General features: G+C 45.0%; 5 protein-coding genes. 2 read left to right on the top strand and 3 right to left on the bottom strand.

The features are described 5' to 3' along the window. Positions 1-48: 48 nt before the first annotated feature. From OEL83_21035 to OEL83_21045, 3 genes are all read right to left on the bottom strand, one after another. Positions 49-459 carry a single-stranded DNA-binding protein gene (locus OEL83_21035; GenBank protein ID MDK9709530.1) on the bottom strand — a complete coding sequence of 137 codons (411 nt, stop codon included), beginning with the start codon at positions 457-459 and terminating at the stop codon, positions 49-51. Between the two features lie 26 nt (positions 460-485). Then, positions 486-1,475 carry a hypothetical protein gene (locus tag OEL83_21040; GenBank protein MDK9709531.1) on the bottom strand — a complete coding sequence of 330 codons (990 nt, stop codon included), beginning with the start codon at positions 1,473-1,475 and terminating at the stop codon, positions 486-488. A 121-nt stretch (positions 1,476-1,596) separates the two neighbouring features. Further along, positions 1,597-2,331: a hypothetical protein gene (locus OEL83_21045; GenBank protein MDK9709532.1), complete on the bottom strand. Its 735-nt coding sequence runs from the start codon at positions 2,329-2,331 to the stop codon at positions 1,597-1,599. Between the two features lie 650 nt (positions 2,332-2,981). On the opposite strand from OEL83_21045, the gene OEL83_21050 reads away from it, so the two are divergent. Both OEL83_21050 and OEL83_21055 read left to right on the top strand, forming a co-directional pair. After that, a complete protein-coding gene (locus tag OEL83_21050; GenBank protein MDK9709533.1) occupies positions 2,982-3,731 on the top strand; it encodes a hypothetical protein in 750 nt (249 codons plus the stop codon). Between the two features lie 155 nt (positions 3,732-3,886). Continuing rightward, on the top strand, positions 3,887-4,586 hold a 700-nt coding region (locus OEL83_21055), incomplete at its 3' end, for a type IV secretory system conjugative DNA transfer family protein (GenBank protein MDK9709534.1).

Raw genomic sequence — 4,586 nt, forward strand, 5'->3', positions numbered from 1 at the left:
GGCAGGGGATGTTTTGCCCCTGGTGGGTGAACTGGTTTTTACGTCAGATTAAAACGGAACTTCCTCGCCCGGCAATGGTGGGTTATCACCATTATTTCCATGAGTAGCAGAAGACGAGGCAGGTTCCTTATCAAAGTTTTTGCCACCAAGCATTTCCATGCTCTTGGCAATAATCTCAGTGGTGTAACGAATATTACCGTTCTCTTCCCACTTTCTGGTTTGTATCTTGCCTTCAATATAGACTTTCGAGCCTTTCTTGAGGTGATCTCCGCAAATTTCGGCTAGTCCCTTCCAAGCTACAATTTTGTGCCACTCGGTATGCTCCTGTTGTACTCCGTCTGCATCCTTCCACCTTTCAGTAGTAGCGATAGAAAAAGTTGCCACAGCAGTACCTTTCTGAGTGTAACGAATTTCTGGGTCATTGCCTAAGTTGCCGATTACCATTGCTTTGTTCATGATGTTGTTCTCCTTGATGGGTTGTTGGTTTATGCTGCTTTTTGGATTTTTGGGATTGTCGTCTTGGCGGTTTTAATATCCAGGTATGAATACGAGCTTGATTCTTGAAATTCTTGCATCGTATGCCCCATCTCCGCCAAAAATGCTGTTAAGCGTCCGGTATCAGTATGTTGTCGCGTCCGAACTGCTTTGGAAAGGATGGTGTTGTTTACTTTGATTGAATGTCCGGCGTGATTCACTATTGAAAGTAAATTGGCCTTCATCGGTTCAATCTGTTTGTCCAATACCTTGCCCTGTTCCAGCAAAGATCGTAATTCGGTGACACAGTCTTCCAGATCAGGAACCTCTTTGGCTGCAAACCTGGGACAGGTGGTCAAATGATTACAATATCCGCAGAGCGGGCTGGGGTCAGTTGGTGGATTTTTTGGGTGGCCGAGTATCATGAACTGATAATCTGTCCAAATTGACGTCGCCCGGTCTTTCAATCCTTTGTACAAAATCTCATCTGGCTTGTAGCCGTTGAAAAATCCAATATCACCGCTTCCTAAATCAATGGCCAGAACTGCACCTTTGACCGTGTAATCAGGAAATTGTTCTTTTAACGCTCCCATCTGCATGTACAGTTGAGATTCCCAGGAGCTATACGGCCCGTCAGGAATGGCGCTAACCGATTTGACTTCGAGCACGGCTTTCAGTTTCGGTGCATTGAAAACAAAATCAATGTGGCACCTGATGGGAGTATTACCGCTGGCAATAGCCTCAACCTGTCGGTCGAAATTATTAAAGCCTGCGGCGGTCATTGCGTTTGCGACAATATCCTCGGCCATGTGTCCTCTTTGGAAACGGAGCAATGTGGCCAGGTCATGTTCGGCGGGATGTAATCGATCAAGAATTACCTTTCGTGGGCAGTATCCAATATCAGATGCGCCAAGGTAGCTGCTTCGATCTCCCAAGGTGGTGAGGGTGTGTTGTTTTGCAAATTTTTGTAACCCAGTGAGCAGTGTGTTTTTGATATCCATGATGTTTCTCCTTAGAAATGAAAAATTTGCGGGGAGAACACACGGATTTCCCTTGAGGGAAGAGTGTTGCTCCCTCGTTGGGTGGGTAAAAACGCTGTAACTAGCTTATGTTAGGGTCAGCTTAATGGGTTGTCAGGTCTTTGTACCAGTTTTTCTGATCTTTATTCCATTTGAATCCTACCGCTTTTAATAGCTCTTTTTTATCAAAGACTTTGCCCATTGCGATAATAATACTGTCATGATGTTCGTATGTGATACCGTCAATCTTGGGCAGGGAAGCAGAATTGGTAGGTTCTGGAGGAGCTGGTTGAGTCTCTGTAGTTGGTGGTAATGTAGGTTGCGTCACTTCAGTTTTTGGTGGAAGAATTGGCTGAGATTGCGGGGTGCGTTTCGGAAGAGATTGTCTCGTTGGCGCTTGTGGGCTGCGTGAATTGTAAACAGTCTCAAGTAAGCCACGATATGAATCTTGTCCGATAGAGCAAAGGGAGAGACATTTCTGAAGTGCATCGGTAATTGCTCCTTTCTCTGCATCGCCAACATTGCCTTTCACTATATTCATCTGTCCTTTGTGTGATCCTTTGCAAAGCCATTCATCGGTATCGGTTTTCAAAAATAACGTCACCTCTGCAACAACCTGATTATCAAAAATCTCTTCCTTAATCAGTTCATAACGCCAGTTTTCCGGTCCTATGATTTGATTGACTGCGTCAAATACATATTGCGGTTTATAGCCATAGCGAATTTGACCAATCACTTTACCGTCCTTGTCTTTCATTTTAATTTCCTGCACGGCATTGCGGCCAAAACTTCTGATCAATTCGTTGATTTCGTGAATCTTTGCTGTGAGTGTTGACATGGTTGTTCTCCTTTAATCTTGTGGATTGTGGGAGAAGACAACTATGCCCATGGAGGGAGAGTTGTTTTTCTCCCGTTGATGGGGTGGGGTGTTGCTCTATTGCTATGTGCAATGTGTTATGGGGAATCAACGACAAAAGAAATCAAACGGATTTATCCACCAAAGAGAGGTTCGCAAATGCGATTAAACTTTTCCTGTATGGGATTTGTCCGGACGGATTTGTCTTGTTGATGAAAAAAAGGGGTTTGGGAAAGTTGACGAAGAGGACAATGAAATCAGAAAAACAATATTGTCGTCTTGTCAGGGGTGGCCATATCCAAAATCATCCAAAAAAGAGGTTCACAAATGTGATTAAACTTTTCTTGCAGAGATCATATGGCAGGTACAAAAATCACTGGGTCATTCATCGAAATATTTTAAAAAATACCATGAAGCCTCAGTTATTTTCCCGGAAGGGATTACTTAATTAAATTAAGTGGAATTATACTGCAAATAAATATCCTTTCCTGAAAGAAATCAAGAAAATAATTGTTCATGTTAAATCCTTGAGAAAATTTCACTTTTTTTGCATAAAAAATGAAAATAATTCCTCAAAAAAGCATACATGGCCGGAAAGAGATAATAGGAGGGAAAAATAACATCCGGCAAATATGCAGACCCAATACAACGAAATCATCAATTCCTTCGTCGATAAATATGGCCTCAGCCGAGGTCAGGTTGTGGCCGAGATCGAGAAGACCTTTTCGACTATGCTGTCTCGTTGGTATGGGACAGGTACGGTTGTCCTGTTTGGTGACGACTACCTGCAGGCACTGCACTATGCCAAGCAGTCAGGTATTCCTTTGCAAAATCAGCTTGATCTTGTCTCCGTGCGGGGCTGGAACACTCTCCAGAGGGCACTTGACCAGAATTTCACCAAGATTGCTTGCCTGCATGAAGTGGCTCGCTATAAACAATTGGAACATGAGCTGCGATGGGGGGACATTATCCGTAAAAACCATGATGGTTTCCTGGTGGAGATCGAGATTGAAAAAGGCCTGGCGATCATAGCCGAGTGTCCTTTGAATCGTGTCGGCATGCATGAACGAAATATGTTGGCCGTTGGCCAAAGACGAGCATTTCATCTGCGACGGGTGGACTCTGTAAAAGTGCGCGGGATCACCCGGGTCAAGGTGGTCGTCGATCGTGTTTCAAAGAATCTGGTGACTGCTTTACTAAGAGAGCAGCTTGGCACAGCCACAGAGATAACTCTCTATTGCGTCAAGCGGTATGTCGGTCATAAGAGTTTTGTTGAAGCCAGCGGGCGTTTACCAAAACAGGTAATCTTGACTGCATCGAGGGAATTGCATGAGCATATAGAGGTTACGGTAGGAAAGATCGCGGTGGGTAAAAAATCTTGATCTGGAGAAAAAAGCCAAAAGCGTCGTATACCCAAATAGGCGATGGCTTTCACCTGGACCATCCAGACAAGATGATACCGCTTGGCTTCCCTGATAATGACCGCAAAGGGCATTTCTGGTGTTTCGGGACAACCAGGGTGGGGAAGACCCGCACTATGGAAGGAATCATTGAGCAGGACATTCGCAAGGGGTATTCAGTGGTTGTCATCGACCCCAAGGGCGACAACGAACTTTTCTCCAAAATAGTACAGGTGGCTCTCGATACCGACAGGCAAGAGGATTTAATGCTGCTTACCCCTGTCTTTCCCCAGTACAGTGCAGTTCTTAACCCCCTCTCTCATTACTATATGATCGAAGAAATAGTGGCCCATATTACCGCCGGTGTTGCGGTAGGCAGGGAGCCTTATTTCTTTTCCGTTGCCTACGAAATCAGCCTGGTAGTGGTACAGGCCCTTATCCTGCTGGCCGAAGCAAATAAAAGAATACCGGAGTTCAATCTCAACGATGTCAAAAATAATATCAGTCATGCAGATCTTGAGAAGCTGAAAGAAAGAATCGAAGGTATTGACACCCCACGAGCCCGACAGCTTGCCATGGATTTACGAAGGATTATCGCTTCGACAGCCGACTACCATTCAAAGGTGGCCTCTTCGCTACGTGTGGCACTGACGGAATTAACCAGTGGCAATGTCGGACAAATTCTTGGCCAGGCCAAAGAAAACCGTTTTATCAGCCGCCTTGAGCAAGACAAAGGCGTTATCATGATTGTCCAGCTTGGCTCGTTGCTCACCAAACGGGCGGCTTATACCGCTGGGAAGGTCATTGCCTCTAACATCCAGGCGTTTGTTGGTCGCA

It is taken from the genome of Desulforhopalus sp. (genome assembly GCA_030247675.1).
Classification (GTDB): domain Bacteria; phylum Desulfobacterota; class Desulfobulbia; order Desulfobulbales; family Desulfocapsaceae; genus Desulforhopalus_A.

What these genes read in the sequence shown, in the direction of transcription:
- OEL83_21040 (MDK9709531.1), bottom strand. Translation starts at nt 1,475, where the DNA reads ATGGATATCAAAAACACACTGCTCACTGGGTTACAAAAATTTGCAAAA.
- OEL83_21045 (MDK9709532.1), bottom strand. Translation starts at nt 2,331, where the DNA reads ATGTCAACACTCACAGCAAAGATTCACGAAATCAACGAATTGATCAGA.
- OEL83_21050 (MDK9709533.1), top strand. Translation starts at nt 2,982, where the DNA reads ATGCAGACCCAATACAACGAAATCATCAATTCCTTCGTCGATAAATAT.